Origin of the sequence: uncultured Victivallis sp. (genome assembly GCA_944389935.1) — a bacterium.
GTDB lineage: Bacteria > Verrucomicrobiota > Lentisphaeria > Victivallales > Victivallaceae > Victivallis.
Genome location: CALXOE010000001.1, coordinates 173,615 through 187,273, shown reverse-complemented (window position 1 = coordinate 187,273; position 13,659 = coordinate 173,615). Strand labels below are relative to the sequence as shown.

Here is a 13,659-nt window from a genome sequence, read left to right as displayed (position 1 = left end):
AATAAAGTGGAGTCTGGTTTCGTTAATTTGTTGTGCGGAGTCTCTGGCGGGCGGGTCTGTCCGCCGGAAAATATAAGGAGTCGCAAATGAAATTTTCTGAATTCTGCCGGAAAAATGCCGTCGCGGTTGCTTTGTTGGCCGCCATCATCGCACTCGGATTTTCCGTGTACGACCACTTTCTCTTTGAAAAGCCGGCGATCGCGGCTATGCCGTCTCCTGGAGGTTCTCGTTTCGGCGGCGGTTCGGGCGGTCCGGGCGGTCCGGGCGGCGGGCGGTTCGGAGGATTCGGGCGCAATCGTGCGCCGCGTCGTTCCGAAGCGTATCTCGCGAAATTCCGGGAAATCGTCTCGCTCCGCGAACAGGAAGCGAAGTTGGCGGAGGAGGGATACCGGGCCGGCGGGATTTCCATACGGGATGTTTATGTCGGCGAAAGGGATTTGGCCCTTGCCCGCCTCGCGTTGATGCGAATGGAGGGGGAGTCGCGCTCTTCGGCGGGAGCGGCCGAAGCGCTTGTGAATCTGAAATTTTGCGAATTGCTCAAGCAGTGCGACGAGGAGGCATACAAGAGCGGCGGCATTGATCTGAAAGCATATACGCAAAGCAAGATCGCATTGGCGGAAGCAGAATTGAAGATGCTCGAATATGAGAATCTTCTGAAGCGGAACGAGACGTTCGCGAAACTTGCCGGCGAATTTTCCGCTGTAAAGTGCAATCCGGAAGTGTTAAAAGCGCTTGTCGAGGCCGAGTCGATCCGCCCTGTGCGCCGCGGCGGTCCTGGCGCGCCTGACGGGATGTCGCGTCCGTCCGGCGCGCCGCAGCCTCCGGGCGGGCATCATCGAGTCGATGCGGTTCCGCCTCCGGGAAAGTGAGAGTGGATTGAAAGAAATCGTCCCGACGTTATCCGATAGATGCGCCGGGACGGTTTTTTATGAAATTTGCGGAGGGAGTTTCCAGAACGTGAATTCCGGTTTCGATTCAAATCCGAGATTGCGGTAGAACGATTCGGTACCGGGTTCGCCGACGAGGGCGATCCAGTCGACCCCGCGGCCGCGAAGCGCGGCGATGATGGCTTTTACGATGCCGCCGCCGATGCCGTGCCGCCGGAATTCCGGAGAAACCGCGATGTCCTGAATGTAGGCGTCCGAGACGTTGTCCGAGAGCGCCCGCCCCATACCGACGAGTCTGCCGTCGACGTACGCTCCGACCGCGACGGCGGAGTTCGCCATGCCGGCGGCGATGAATTCGGCGGAATCGTCCGGCCCGATCCAGCCGGTCTCCCGGTAGAGTTGCTCCATCGCCGTGAGATCATCCGGCGTAATGCGTTCCAGAATGCGGTATTCGATCTGCATGATGGTTCCTTTCTAAGAGTATGCAGGGCTCTCGCCAGGATTGCTGCGGCAGAGCGAGCGGTGGTTGGAGTGCCGAGGGGAAGCGGAAAACTGCCCGCAGACGAGACTCCCGGCTGGTGACAACACGTCCGGGATGCACAGAGCCGATTCCGTGGTCCGCCTGTCCTGCCCGCGACGATCGAGCGGGGCAGAGCATCCGGTGCGGAGAATTACCGGCGGAAACGTCAACATGAGCGCGGTCAATCCGTCCCGGTACGACATGCTTTCTCCCGATCAGCGGCTGTGGGGATCAGCCGACCTGTGCGCCGCTGGCGAGTTCGCCGTCGATCGTGACGAGCTTGAGCTCCCGGCCGGATTTTGCCGCGAGCAGCATGCCGTTCGATTCGACGCCGCGGATGACGGCGGGTTTCAGGTTGGCGACGATCACGATGGTTTTGCCGATCAGCGTTTCCGGCGTGTACCACTGGGCGATGCCGGAGACGATCTGCCGTTTTTCCCCGTTGACGTCAAGCTGAAGTTTCAGCAGCTTGTCCGCTCCCTCGACCTTTTCCGCCGCGAGGATTTTCGCCGTGCGGAGCTCGACTTTCGCAAACTCTTCGATCCCGATCGGAGCGAATACGTTGACGGGAGCGGCCTTTTTCTTCTTTTCCGCCGGTTTCGGAGCGGGCGCGGGCGTTTCCTCTTTCGGAGTCACGTCGATGCGCGGGAAGAGTCCGGCGGTGTCCTGCACATGCCGTCCGGCCAGGTCGCAGGGGCGGGTTCTCAGATCGGCGATCTTCGCGTCGTTGAGCTCATCGCCTGTGTATCCGAGCGCCTTGCGCAGCTCGGCCATCTTCTCCGGCATGACCGGATAGAGCAGAACCGAGAATTGGCGCAGGGCATCCGCCGCAGTGAAAAGCACGGTGTTGAGCCGTTCGGTGTCGCCTTTTTTGGCGAGAGTCCACGGGGCGGTCTTTTCGAGGTAACGGTTACCGGCACGGACCGCGTTCATGACGGCGGCGAGTCCCTGATCGAACTTCAGCGCGGCGAGGCTGCTCTCCATCGTATCGATCGCGTTGGCGATTTCACGTTTGAACTCCTCCTCGTCGGCGGTCAGCGCGCCCGGGGTCGGGATTGTGCCGTTCGCGTTGCGCAGCGTCATCTTGAGGACGCGGCTGAGCAGATTGCCGAGATCGTTGGCCAGATCGCTGTTGTAGCGCGTGACGAATCCCTCTTCCGTAAAGTTCGCGTCGTTGCCCGGAGACATCTCCGCCATCAGGAAGTAGCGGAACGCATCGACGCCGCAGCGGTCGGCCATATCCATCGGGTTGATGACGTTGCCGAGTGATTTCGACATTTTCGTGTTGCCGGTCAGCCACCAGCCGTGTGCGAAGATCGTCTTCGGCAGAGGCAGGCCGATCGCCTTGAGCATGGTCGGCCAGTAGACGCTGTGGGTGGTCAGGATGTCTTTGCCGATCAGGTGATAGTTCGCCGGCCACCACTTCTCGAACATCGCCTCGTCCTGGAGGTAGCCGACGCCGGAGATGTAGTTGATGAGCGCGTCAAACCAGACGTAGCAGACGTAATCCGGATCGAACGGCAGTTCGATCCCCCACGAGAGCCGGGCTTTCGGGCGGCTGATGCAGAGGTCGCCGAGCCCCTTGCGCAGGAAGCCGAGCGTCTCGTTCGCGCGGAACGCGGGCTGAATGAAGCCGGGGTGGGTTTCGATGTAATCGATGAGCCACTCGCGGTATTTGCTCATGCGGAAGAAGTAATTCGATTCAACGATTGAGGAGACTTCGCGTCCGCATTCGGGGCATTTGCCGTCGACGAGGTCTTTTTCCGTGAAGAATCGTTCGTCGCCGACGCAGTACCAGCCCGTATATTCGGCCTTGTAGATTTCGCCGCGGTCGTAGAGATTCTGGAGGATCTTGCGAACCACCTCCTTGTGATATTCATCGGTGGTGCGGATATAGCGGTCGTTCGTGATGCCGAGCCGTTTCCAGAGCGACTGAAATCTCTGCACGGTTTCGTCGCAGTGGGCTTTGGGATCCATGTGCCGGGCGGCGGCGGCTTTTTCGACTTTCTGGCCGTGTTCGTCGGTGCCGGTCAGAAAAAAGGTCGCATCGCCGAGTGAACGGTGATAGCGCGCGAGCACGTCGGCCAGCACTGTCGTGTAGGCGTGGCCGATGTGCGGCTTGTCGTTGACGTAATAGATCGGGGTGGTAACGTAAAAGTTGTTGGTATTCATCAGTCGGAAGCTCCTTCTCGAAACATGGCCGCACGCCGGGCGGGGCCATCCAATAAAAAAAGCGCCTGGCGCGGCGGGGCCGCAACTGCGGGCACAAATCATTACTCTACAATATACTGCAATTTCGCATCAAACGCAACAGAATAAACGTGGTTTCCATCGAAAAAAACGGAAAAAACTCCTTGCAAGCGGGGGAGGAAAGATGTATATTACACAGTAACATTATATCAAATCTTCCAGACCCCCGATTGGAGAGCACATAGTTATGGAACGCTACATTGACAAATTCATGGCCGCATTTGAGTATGAAGGACTGACTTTCGACGACATCTCGCTGGTGACGCAGTACGCGGACTTTCTCCCGCACGATGCGGACGTCAGCACCCGCTTCTCGCGGAATGTGAAACTGAACATCCCGTTCGTCAGCGCCGCGATGGATACGGTGACCGAGAGTGCGATGGCGATCGCGATGGCCCGTCTCGGCGGCATTGGCGTGATTCACAAGAATCTTTCGATCGAGCAACAGGCTGATGAAGTTCGCAAGGTCAAGTACTATCTGAACGGCATCATCCGCACGCCCGTGGTCTTCCACGCGGATCAGACCATTGAGGAGATGATGAACGAGAAGCGGGCGAAGAAATATTCGTTCTCCGGTTTCCCGATCGTCGACAACGACGGGAAACTCGTCGGGATCATCACCGCGCGCGACATCAAGTTCCTTACGGATTACAGCATCCGGATCGGCGACGTGATGACGAAGACCCCGGTCATTGCGAAAGACGGCATCTCCATGCAGGAGGCCTACCGGATCATGCTCGAGAAGAAAGTCGGCAAGCTGCCGATGGTCGACAAGGACGGGAAACTCACCGGGCTTTACAGCTTCCTCGACGTGAAGACGCTGATCTCGAAAGAGGAGCCGGACTACAACCGCGATGATCATCATCAGCTCCGTGCCGCCGCCGGCATCGGTCCCTATGACTTCGAGCGTGTTGAGGCGCTGGTGAATGCGGGCGTCGACGTGCTTGTGCTCGACACCGCGCATGGCCACTCGAAAGGTGTGATCGAGTCGGTGCGGGAACTCAAGAAGATGTATGGCGACCGGGTCGACGTCGTTGCGGGGAATGTCGCGACGGCGGAGGGGGGCAAGGCGCTGGCCGACGCGGGTGCCGACGGCATCAAGGTCGGCATCGGGCCCGGCTCCATCTGCACGACGCGCGTGGTCGCGGGCGTCGGTGTGCCGCAGGTGACGGCGGTCTACGAGGTGGCGAAAGCGGTGCCGTCGGACATTCCGGTCATTGCGGACGGCGGAATCAAGCAGTCCGGCGACGTGGCCAAGGCGATCGCGGTCGGCGCCTCATGCGTGATGATGGGTTCGGCCCTGGCGGGTACGAGCGAGAGCACCGGCGAAGTGACGCTGCATCAGGGCCGCAGTTATGTGATCTATCGCGGCATGGGCAGTCTTGCGGCGATGAAGACCGGCAAGGGCAGCCGCGAGCGCTACGGGCAGGACGACGTCGATGACGACGCGAAGCTCGTGCCGCAGGGGATCGAGGGGATGGTTCCGTTCCGCGGGCCGGTGGCGAATGTGATTATTCAGTTCGTCGGCGGGCTGCGTTATTCGTTCGGCTACTGCGGGGCGCGCACGGTTCCGGAGTTCCAGCGCAAGGCGAAGATGGTCCGGGTCACGGCGGCGGGGCTGCGCGAGGCGCATCCGCACGATGTGACGATGATCAAGGATGCGCCGAATTATTCGGGGAACTGAGTCACATGAAGCGGATATTCGGGAAACTGCTGGTTTTGTTCGCGCTCGTTTCGGTCGTGTCGGCCGGGGCTGAGACGCAGCGGTTCGCGGTGGTGAATCTCGAAAAAGTGTTCCGGGAGTATTACAAGAGCCGGATCGCCGAGGATGCCATCAAGCAGCAGGCCGAAGTATACCGCAATTATCTCGTCAAACAGAACAGCCAGCTCATTCAGCTCAAGCGGGAGTCCGAGCAGCTTCAGAAAGATGCGCAGAATCCCGCTCTTGCCGAAGCGGAGCGCACGAAACTCGGCGCGGAGGCGGTTGTGAAAGCGCGCGAAGTCGCCGCCCGGGAGGCGGAGCTTCAGCTTTACGCCGCCGAGCGTACCCGGATCATGCGGGAGATGGAGCAGAAGAAACGGGAAGAGATCATGGCCGATATCTACAAAGAGATCGACCGCCGGGCCGCCGCTGAGGGATTCAATTTCATTTTCGACTCCTCCGGCAAGACGCTGAATGAGCAGCCGATGGTGTTGCGGTTTCCGGCTTCGTGCGATCTGACCGAAGTGGTGATTCGGGAGCTGAACCGCTCGAAAAGCGTTGCGGGAGAGGCGAAAGAAAACGCGGCCGGAGAAAAACGCGAAGCCGCTCCGACTGCCGGAAAACCTTAAAATTCGGGAAGTCGCGCACCGGAGTGCGTGCGCAATCAATTTTTTGCAGTAACATTTTCAATGTCCCGCAGGGAAAAGAGAGAAACAGGGGAGGCATTATGAAGCAGATTACGCTCACCGCCGGGGAAATCGCCGAAATGGTCAAGGGGACGATCGTCGGGAATCCCGACCGTGTCGTCAAAAGTGTGGCCGGAATTCGGGAGGCGAAAGAGGATCAGCTCTCTTTCATCGGCAACAAGCGGTACGAGCATCAGCTCGAGACGACCGGGGCCGGAGTGATTCTGGTCTGTCCCGACCTCGCCTCCGCGGCGAATGACAAATACACGCTGATCGTGACCGAGCATGTCGATTATGCGTTTGCGAAAGTGGTGGCGCTTTTTGCGGAGGAGCCGCCGGCGTTTGAGCCGGGCGTGCATCCCTCGGCGGTGGTCGCTTCCGACGTGAAGCTCGGACAGGGGGTCAGCATCGGGGCGAATGCGGTGATCGAGCCGGGCGTTGAGATCGGGGACGGCGCGGTGATCGGCGCGGGCTGCTATCTCGGACACCGGGTCCGGATCGGGGCGGGGACGATTCTCTACCCGAATGTGACGGTCATGTACCGCTGCACGGTCGGCCGCAAGTGCATTCTGCATCCAGGCGTGGTGATCGGGGCGGACGGGTTCGGATTTGTGCCCGGCCCGCAGGGGCTTGTGAAAGTGCCGCAGACCGGTGTGGTTCAGATCGATGATGACGTGGAACTCGGGGCGAATACGACGGTTGACCGTGCGCGTTTCGGCCGTACCTGGATCAAGAGCAACGTGAAAGTCGACGACCAGGTCATGATCGCGCACAACGTGGTGATCGGCGAGAGTTCGATTCTCGTTGCGCAGTGCGGAATCGCCGGCAGTGCCGAGCTCGGGCGCGGTGTCGTTCTCGGTGCAAAAGCCGGAATCAACGGGCACATCACGATCGGCGACGGCGTGCAGGTCGCCGGCACGAGCGGTGTGGTCAAGAGTCTGCCCGCGGGCGCCATTGCGCTCGGAACTCCGGCCGAGTCGCAGCGCGAATTCATGGCGCGGCATACGCTCCCGAGCCGCTTCGAGAAACTGCAGAAGAAGTTTGAGGCGCTGAAAGCCGAGGTCGAGGCGCTCAAGAAGAGCAGCGAAAAATAAGCCGGATTTTTCCGGTGAACGGCGGAAACGGCGGAACGATGGCAAAGCAGTCACATTGGCTTGCGGCATTCGTTCCGCTGTTTTTCTGTCTGGCGCTCCCGGGGACGGCGGAAGAGGAGCCGCGGCAGAGCGATCCGTTGCGGCAGGAGGCGCTGGCGGGAGAGGTCGATTCCCAGCTCAAGCTCGCCTCGGAGTTTTTCTTCGGGACGGAGACGCGGCCGCGCAACCCTGTACTTGCAGTCTACTGGTACCGCAAGGCGGCCGAACAGGGGAGCGGCGAAGGAGCCTACAATCTTGGAGTCTGTTACGAAAAGGGGTGGGGTGTCGATCGGTCGAGTCTCATTCGCGCATTCGAGTGGTTCGACCAGGCGGCGAAAGCGGGGATTCCGGAGGCGAAGCTGCGCCTCGGATTGCTGCTGGCGGCGGGCGTGCCGGACGAACATCTCGAAAAAGAGGTGCTCAAAGGGATTTCCGCGGATCGTGTTGCCGCGTTCCGCATGTTGCGTGAGCTGGCGCAGACCGGGTATCTGCCGGCCGCGCGGGAGTTCGGGAAGCTCGTACTTGCGGATCGCGCCGACCGCGAAACGAGCGGCAAAGAGGCGAGAAAGCTGCTTCAGATGGCGGCGGAGACTGGCGACGTCGAGTCGCTGCTGCTGCTGGCGGTCTGCTACCGGGACGCGATCGGCGGCTCGGGCGACCAGGCGAAAGCGGTGGAGTGCTGGGAACGCGCCGCCGGGCTCGGGAGCAGCGAGGCAAAAGTGTATCTCGCCGCGGCCTGCGAGTATGGGCAGGGGATCAAGTGCGATCCGGACCGGGCGTTTGCGCTGGTGAAAGAGGCTGCTGCGGCGGCCGATCCCCGTGCGCTGCTGCGGCTCGGCGATTATTATTTGAATGGAGACCATGTCGAGAGTTCTCTTCCTGAAGCGCTGGCGTTGTATCGCAGATCGTATGAGTCCGGCTATCTTCCTGCGGCGGTCCGTCTCGGCCGCTGTGCCGAGCTCGGGCTCGGGATGACGGCGGACCCGGTCCGCGCGGCTGAACTCTACGGCATTGCCGCCAGAGCGGGCGATCCGGATGCGCAGTATGCGTTCGGCCGCTGCCATCTCAAGGGGATCGGCATGGAACCTGATCCGGCCGGGGCGGTGTTCTGGTTCAAAACCGCCACCGCCTCCGGACAGCTCGATGCGGTCCGGGAGCTCGGAATCTGCCTGCTGACCGGGAACGGCGTCGAAAAGGACACGGAGGAGGGGTCGCGTCTCCTCGAAGCGGCGGCCGCCTCGGGAGACGCGGAAGCGCTTGTGTTCCTCAACAACAACTGAGAATGCGGGGAATCACTTCCGCAGCAGCGAGACCGCGCGTTCATAACTCCTGATCTCGGGCAGGAAACCGCGGTCGGCCGGAACGTCGTGCCGGCGACAGAACTCCTCCCAGACAGCGCCCCAGGGCAGGGAGCGCGACTCCTCCTGGAGCGCGAGACGCGCGGTGAAATCCCACTCCTCTTCGCTTTCCGCGAGGCGGTCGAACGGTTCGAGCAGTCCGCAGAGCAGGGCTTTCTGCATGTTCCGGGCGCCGATGACCCAGGCGGCGATGCGGTTGATGCTCGCGTCGAAATAGTCGAGACCGATGTGGATTTCTGCCCCGGCGGCACGGCAGCGGACGGTCTCGCGTGCGATGAGGAGCAGTTCGTCGTTCAGCACGAGCACGTGGTCGCTGTCCCAGCGGACCCCGCGACTCACATGCAGCAGGAGCGGACGCTGCATTGCGGTGAGCGCGGAGAGTTTGTCCCCGATCGACTCGGTCGGATGGAAATGGCCGGAGTCGAGGCAGATCAGTTTGTTTTTCCGGGTCGCGTAGGAGAGATAGAAGTCGTGCGACCCGACCGTGAAAGATTCCGCCCCGATGCCGAAGAGTTTCGACTCGACCGCGTCGAGCAGCTGCGTGTCGGGTAGCTCGTCGGCGAAGATCTCGTCGAGGGAATCGCGCAGCCGCTCGCGCGGAGCAAGGCGGTCGGCGGGCGTGTCCTTGAAGCCGTCCGGTACCCATTCGTTGCAGACTGCGGGTGTGCCGAGAACCCGTCCGAATTCCGCGCCGATCCGGCGGATCGACCGGGCGTGATCGATCCAGAAGCGGCGGATTCCGGCATCCGGATGCGAGAGCGACAATCCGTGGTCGAGTTTCGGATGCGAGTAGAACGCCGGAGCGATGTCGAGTCCGAGACCTTTCGCTTTCGCCCACGCCAGCCAGCCGGAGAACTGTTCGATCGTGAATGCGTCGCGATCAACTCCCGGAACGACGCGGTCGATCTGATGCCCCTGCAGGCAGACCCGGTGCCGACCCGGAATCAGGGCAAGCGCGGCATCGAGATCGCTGCGCAGCTCTCTGGAGTTGCGGGCGCAGCCGGGGTAATTCCCAGAGACGAGGCAGCTGCCCGTGAGCGCATGGCCGGTCTCCTCGAATCCCTGCACATCATCGCCCTGCCAGGCGTGGATCGAGAGCGGAATTGCCGCGAGCTCGCGTATCGCCTGTTCGGTATCGACTCCGTATTCGGCGTAACTCTCTCTGGCCAGACGGTAATTCTGTTCTGTGCGTTCCATGACGTTTCCTCCTGTCCGGTTCGGGTTGCTGGTGGTATCTTCTATACGATAACCTGTGTTTTCCCGGAACGGAATGGATGGAAGCGCGGAATTTGTATCTGTTTATGACCGGAGTCCGGATGATGAGGTCACGATTCGCTCATGACCTTTGCCCGTTCCGGAGTCAGTGCGGATTCCGGCCGTTCACCGGCAGCGAATTTCCCGATCTCGTCGGCGAGGCAGTTCCAGCGCTCCTCGAATTCGATCGGGTTGTTGGCCCGGTGTGGCGTCAGGAGCACACGGTCGTTTCGGCGCAGCGGACTCTCCGCGGAGAGCGGCTCCTCCTCGAACACATCGAGTGCGAGAAAGATGTTTTTCGTGTTGACGGCTTCGATCATAGCGGCTTCATCCACCATCTTCCCCCGGGCGATGTTCACGAAGAGCGCGTTGTCCTGCATGAGAGCGAACTGTTCGGCGCCGATCATGTGGAATGTCTCGGCGGTGCTGCCGCCCGCGAGAATGATGATTTCCGCCCCGGAAAACGCTTCGGCGAGCGTACACTTCCGGAGTCCGGCGGCCGCGGCCTCCCCGGCGGAGAGATGGTTCGAGACCACCGCGATATCGGGACAGAAGCCTTTCAGCAGTTCGGCGATCGCGCTGCCGATCCGGCCGTAACCGATCACCGCGGCCGTCCGCCCGGAGAGAATCCGCGTGCGCGGGTATTTGAAGCGGGGCCACGCCTCGCCCGAGACCATATCGTGATGATAGTTGTGAATCCGCAGCAGTGAGGAGAGAATCAGTCCGAGCGTGTATTCCGCCATCGGCCGCGCGCGCGTTGCGCCGGTGTGGATCAGCGTGATTCCCTTTTCCAATGCGTAAAGATCCTCGATATTCTGGCGGGTCCCCCCGTAGGTCGAGGCGATGAGCCGCAGCTTTGTCCCGGCGTCGATCACGCGGCGGGAGACGAGCTGCTCCGCCGTGAACGGTACGATCACCGCCTCGAATTCGGGGATCAGGCCGAAGAGCGCCTCTTCGGAAATATCGGTCGTTTCGGTGATGTCGCACCAGCGGGCGATTCTTTCGCGGGCGGCGGGGTCGGCGATCGGTCCGAGTGAGAGCAGCGCGATTTTTTTCATTTTCCGTTTTCCTGCGAATTGTGTTTCCCATATTTCGCACTCCGGCGCAGCTGGCCGCAGGCGGCGGAGCTTTCCGAGCCCCGTTCGGTGCGCAGCGTGACATGGGCGCCGGCGTCGAAGATCGTTTTTTCAAAGGCTTCGATCGTTTCGCGGGCCGGCCGCTGAAACCGCGAACCGGTCGCGTTGTACGGAATCAGATTCACTTTGGCATGGTGAATTCTGGCGAGGCGGGCGAGCTTGACGGCCGCTTCGTGTGAATCGTTGACTCCGGCGAGCAGCGTGTATTCGATCGTAACCATCCGTCCGGCGGTTTCGAGATAACGGTCGGCGGCGGCCATGATCTCGGCGATCGGATAACGCACTTTGTCGGGGATGATGCGCGCCCGGGTTTCGTCATCCGGCGCATGCAGCGAGATTGCGAGCGTGAACTCTTTCCCGAGTTCCGCGAGTTTCAGAATGCCGGGCACATATCCGCTGGTCGACACCGTGATCCGGCGCGGCGACATGCCGACGTAGTCGGGGGAGGTCAGCACGTGCAGCGCTTTCGAGAGTTCGTGGAAGTTCATCAGCCCCTCGCCGATGCCCATGAAAACGATGCTGTCCGGCCGACGCCCCGCCCGGCTGCTGCCGAGCAGAAACTCCTCGAGAATCTCGCCCGCGGCGAGGTTGCGGATCAGACCGTCCCGGCCGCTCGCGCAGAAGAGACAGCCGACCGGGCAGCCGACCTGGGTGGAGAGGCAGAATGTCAGCCGCTCTTCCCTGCCCGGGATCAGCACCATTTCGACGGTTTCGCCGTCGTGAAGCCGGATCAGGAGTTTTTCGGTCCCGTCAGGAGCCGGGGCGCTCTCCGCGATCGAACTGCCCGGGGCGAGGAAATCCGCCGCGAGCGCGCCCCGCAGCGGCAGCGGCAGGTTCTTCATCTCCATCGGATTGAGCACATCGTGGCGATAGAGCCACTCGGCGATCTGGTTTGCCCGGAATTTCGCGGTGCACTCTTTGACGCACCAGGCCGCGAGATCTTCGCGCAGCGACCCGGCGAGAAACGGTTTCTGGGGAATGGAGGCCAAGGGTACTACTCCAGCTGGCGGATCTTCTCTTCGACACGGGCGGGATCGAAATCATCGTCTTCTGAGTAATCCATCGCCTCGCGGTAGGCGGCAAGCGCCTCGGATTTGCGGCCGAGTTTCAGGAGGATGTCCCCCTTGTGCTCGAAGATCACACCGCGCGCACTCTCCTGTTCGGAGGCGCGCAGCGCCCGGTTGATGTACGTCTCGGCCTCGGCGTATTTCCCCTGGCGGAACAACACCCATGCCATGCTGTCGAGGAATGCGTAGTTGTCGGGGTCCCCGGCGAGCGCCTGCTCGATCAGGAGTTTCGCTTCGTCGAGGCGGACGTTCAGTTCGGCCGCGACATAACCGACGGAGTTGGCGGCGTCGGTCGATTCGATCTGTTTCGTATCGACGAGGAGTTTCCAGATCCGGTTCAGGAGTTCGACGTCGCGGAGTTTTTCGGCGACGACGAGCTGCCGCAGGGCGTTCGCAAGGTCAACGTCCACATCCGGCGAGAGCCGTTTCTCCATGCCGTCGAGTTCGTCGCGCATGGCCTTGTAATCTTTCCGGGCGGCGTGGAGTTTGAGCATGAATTCGTCGCGGGCGATCGGAACTTTCAACTGCTGGATCTCCTTTTTCGCCTCGTCGTACTTCTCCTGAGCGAGCAAACTGTTGATGGAAATGAGCTGCGAAACCCCTTTCCAGCCGTCGAGCCCGGAGAGTTTTTTCACGATCGGCGGGACCAGCTCGAAGCGCTTCGCCGCGATGGCGGTGTAGGCCAGACGGGTTTCATTGGTCGGGTTGGGATTCGCCTTTGCGAGTTTTTCCGCGAGTTTCAGCGCGGCTTCCGGTTTCCCGACGGAGAGGTAGAAATCCATGGCGCGTTCAGACTCTTCGCCGGTCAGATTCTGCTCGAGCGTTTCGAGTTCGGAAAAGAGTTCCTCAAACCGTTTCCCCGCTTTTTCGCGGTCGCTGTCGACGAGACCGAACCAGCGGCTCTCCCGGTTTCCGAGTTTCGAGAAGAAGTGCTCGAAGTCGACCGCGAACCGCAGGACGATCGAGCGATAGGGGGAGGGTTCCCGATCCAGTTCCGAGGCGAAGTAGGCCGTCCCCTCTCCGTAGTTGCGCGCCTGCTTCAGGGCGGAGGAGTAGAGACTCATGAGATTGTAATATTCGTTCAGCTCCTCTTCCGGGAGTTGGGCCGGATCAGGGATTTCATTCAGAACGTCGGTGATGTCTCCGAGATAGTCGTCGGGAGCCATGTTGGCGGTGTAGCACATCTGGAATGCGAGCGACGCGAGGCCGAGCTGTTCCGGATTCTTCCGGGAGAGCTCGAGCAGTTCACCCGCGACTTTCCGCGCGTCGGCCCGCGTTTCGATCATGGCGCGGATGTAGTTGCGCGGCGGGATCGCGGCGGGATCGTCCTTGAGCACCTCGAGCAGCAGAGCGAAGCGTTCGTCGCGATCGCGGCATTTGGTTGCGCTCATGAAGTTTTCAATGGCTCGCACCCGGGCTTCCGCCGCGGTGGAGAATTTCGGAGCGGCAACCGGAGCGGCCGGCGTTTCGGCCGTGGTGTCGGAGGCGATCTCTGCTCCGGGGAGTGTCAGACTCCCTGCCAGAGCACAGACGAGCATAAACCTGGTTGAACTGTTCATGGCGTATCCCTGTCATCGATTTGGTTTCGGCGGAGAAACCGGGCTCTCCGCCCTGAAAAAAACACACGCCCGGCTCCAGTCGATCGCGAACGAAGACAACCGGAATC

11 protein-coding genes are annotated in these 13,659 nt (G+C 61.2%); 5 read left to right on the top strand and 6 right to left on the bottom strand.

What is annotated here, in order from left to right; genetic code table 11:
- Nucleotides 1–86 precede the first annotated feature (86 nt).
- Nucleotides 87–869, top strand: coding sequence for a hypothetical protein (locus Q0J85_RS00810; protein ID WP_294477343.1), 783 nt, complete (start codon nt 87–89; stop codon nt 867–869).
- 57 nt (nt 870–926) lie between these two features.
- Here Q0J85_RS00810 and Q0J85_RS00805 read toward each other — a convergent pair whose 3' ends face one another.
- Both Q0J85_RS00805 and metG read right to left on the bottom strand, forming a co-directional pair.
- On the bottom strand, nt 927–1,349 hold the full coding sequence (locus tag Q0J85_RS00805; protein WP_294477341.1) for a GNAT family N-acetyltransferase: 423 nt from the start codon (nt 1,347–1,349) through the stop codon (nt 927–929).
- 289 nt (nt 1,350–1,638) lie between these two features.
- Complete coding sequence (gene metG / locus Q0J85_RS00800) at nt 1,639–3,579, bottom strand: methionine--tRNA ligase (RefSeq protein ID WP_294477339.1); 1,941 nt, start codon at nt 3,577–3,579, stop codon at nt 1,639–1,641.
- A 265-nt stretch (nt 3,580–3,844) separates the two neighbouring features.
- On the opposite strand from metG, the gene guaB reads away from it, so the two are divergent.
- The 4 genes from guaB (at nt 3,845) to Q0J85_RS00780 (ending at nt 8,458) form a co-directional block, all read left to right on the top strand.
- On the top strand, nt 3,845–5,341 hold the full coding sequence (gene guaB, locus Q0J85_RS00795; RefSeq protein WP_294477337.1) for an IMP dehydrogenase: 1,497 nt from the start codon (nt 3,845–3,847) through the stop codon (nt 5,339–5,341).
- Nucleotides 5,342–5,346: 5 nt separating this feature from the next.
- Nucleotides 5,347–5,988, top strand: a complete 642-nt coding sequence (locus Q0J85_RS00790) for an OmpH family outer membrane protein (protein WP_294477336.1) — start codon at nt 5,347–5,349, stop codon at nt 5,986–5,988.
- 98 nt (nt 5,989–6,086) lie between these two features.
- Nucleotides 6,087–7,139, top strand: coding sequence for a UDP-3-O-(3-hydroxymyristoyl)glucosamine N-acyltransferase (gene lpxD, locus Q0J85_RS00785; protein WP_294477333.1), 1,053 nt, complete (start codon nt 6,087–6,089; stop codon nt 7,137–7,139).
- Between the two features lie 38 nt (nt 7,140–7,177).
- Nucleotides 7,178–8,458, top strand: a complete 1,281-nt coding sequence (locus tag Q0J85_RS00780) for an SEL1-like repeat protein (RefSeq protein WP_294477330.1) — start codon at nt 7,178–7,180, stop codon at nt 8,456–8,458.
- Nucleotides 8,459–8,470: 12 nt separating this feature from the next.
- Here the strand turns inward: Q0J85_RS00780 and Q0J85_RS00775 are convergent, their stop codons facing one another.
- The 4 genes from Q0J85_RS00775 to Q0J85_RS00760 form a co-directional block, all read right to left on the bottom strand.
- Nucleotides 8,471–9,733, bottom strand: coding sequence for an L-rhamnose isomerase (locus tag Q0J85_RS00775; RefSeq protein ID WP_294477328.1), 1,263 nt, complete (start codon nt 9,731–9,733; stop codon nt 8,471–8,473).
- Between the two features lie 128 nt (nt 9,734–9,861).
- Nucleotides 9,862–10,848 carry an NAD(P)-dependent oxidoreductase gene (locus Q0J85_RS00770; protein ID WP_294477325.1) on the bottom strand — a complete coding sequence of 329 codons (987 nt, stop codon included), beginning with the start codon at nt 10,846–10,848 and terminating at the stop codon, nt 9,862–9,864.
- Nucleotides 10,845–11,915, bottom strand: a complete 1,071-nt coding sequence (rlmN, locus tag Q0J85_RS00765; protein WP_294477323.1) for a 23S rRNA (adenine(2503)-C(2))-methyltransferase RlmN — start codon at nt 11,913–11,915, stop codon at nt 10,845–10,847. Before rlmN ends, Q0J85_RS00770 begins: the two co-directional genes overlap by 4 nt.
- Nucleotides 11,916–11,920: 5 nt before the next feature.
- Nucleotides 11,921–13,552 (bottom strand): tetratricopeptide repeat protein, encoded by a 1,632-nt coding sequence (locus Q0J85_RS00760; protein ID WP_294477321.1) that lies wholly within the window; start codon nt 13,550–13,552, stop codon nt 11,921–11,923.
- Nucleotides 13,553–13,659 lie beyond the last annotated feature (107 nt).

Coding starts and splice junctions, on each gene's coding strand:
- Q0J85_RS00805 (WP_294477341.1), bottom strand. CDS start 1,349: ATGCAGATCGAATACCGCATTCTGGAACGCATTACGCCGGATGATCTC.
- guaB (WP_294477337.1), top strand. CDS start 3,845: ATGGAACGCTACATTGACAAATTCATGGCCGCATTTGAGTATGAAGGA.
- Q0J85_RS00810 (WP_294477343.1), top strand. CDS start 87: ATGAAATTTTCTGAATTCTGCCGGAAAAATGCCGTCGCGGTTGCTTTG.
- metG (WP_294477339.1), bottom strand. CDS start 3,579: ATGAATACCAACAACTTTTACGTTACCACCCCGATCTATTACGTCAAC.
- Q0J85_RS00770 (WP_294477325.1), bottom strand. CDS start 10,848: ATGAAAAAAATCGCGCTGCTCTCACTCGGACCGATCGCCGACCCCGCC.
- Q0J85_RS00775 (WP_294477328.1), bottom strand. CDS start 9,733: ATGGAACGCACAGAACAGAATTACCGTCTGGCCAGAGAGAGTTACGCC.
- Q0J85_RS00780 (WP_294477330.1), top strand. CDS start 7,178: ATGGCAAAGCAGTCACATTGGCTTGCGGCATTCGTTCCGCTGTTTTTC.
- lpxD (WP_294477333.1), top strand. CDS start 6,087: ATGAAGCAGATTACGCTCACCGCCGGGGAAATCGCCGAAATGGTCAAG.
- Q0J85_RS00760 (WP_294477321.1), bottom strand. CDS start 13,552: ATGAACAGTTCAACCAGGTTTATGCTCGTCTGTGCTCTGGCAGGGAGT.
- Q0J85_RS00790 (WP_294477336.1), top strand. CDS start 5,347: ATGAAGCGGATATTCGGGAAACTGCTGGTTTTGTTCGCGCTCGTTTCG.